Source organism: Skermanella sp. (assembly GCF_059503625.1).
In genome coordinates, this window is sequence record NZ_JCACHA010000884.1 from 7,232 (window position 1) to 7,887 (window position 656).

A 656-nucleotide genomic window follows, 5' to 3' on the forward strand; every position below is an offset into this window, starting at 1 on the left:
GGCGACTCGATCATCTCAGGCGGCATCGCAACCAGTACGGCCCATCCCATGGCCGGAACATCGGCATTGACGATGTAGATATCCTCACCGTCCATGGTGGTGCGGCGGGTCAGGCCCTTGACCGAGTTCTGTATGCTGTTGAGGATCGACGCGCTCGGCGGCCTTCCGATCTCGTTATCATGAGGATCAGGCGAGTTTGTCCGAGCGACGAAACGTCTGTTTTGATCCGTAATACCGATTCGCCCACCTTGAGGGATGCCTTGTTTGAGAAGGACATCGTAAAGGCTGAAAGCGCGGATAACGGCTGTAAGGGTATGATTCACCTCGCCCTGGCTGACCACTGGAACGCGGACGACATATACCGGCTCCGGCAAGTGGTCCGGCTGAACCAGAACACCGCTGACGGCTGGTTTGCGCGTCGCGTACACGGCTTCGGAACTGGCGACATCCATGACAGGCCGCATTGGCGAACCGAATGACACGCCGGTGTTGACGATGTGCCGCTGGCGGTCCGACAGAATGATCCTCAGCCATGCCGGTCTGGTTTCCAGCACGCGCCGGGCCGCGTCGTCAAAGTCCGCGTAATCGCCACGGTTCAGAGCGTGATCGTTTGCCAGAGCTTGCAGAACACTGATGTCGTTCGTGATGCTGTGCTG

The 656-nt window shown here is 58.8% G+C and carries 1 protein-coding gene; it reads right to left on the reverse strand.

All coding sequences use genetic code 11. The features are described from left to right. Positions 1-656 (reverse strand): cache domain-containing protein (locus tag AC5JJ6_RS32210; RefSeq protein ID WP_496045964.1); only part of this gene is annotated, 656 nt, incomplete at both ends.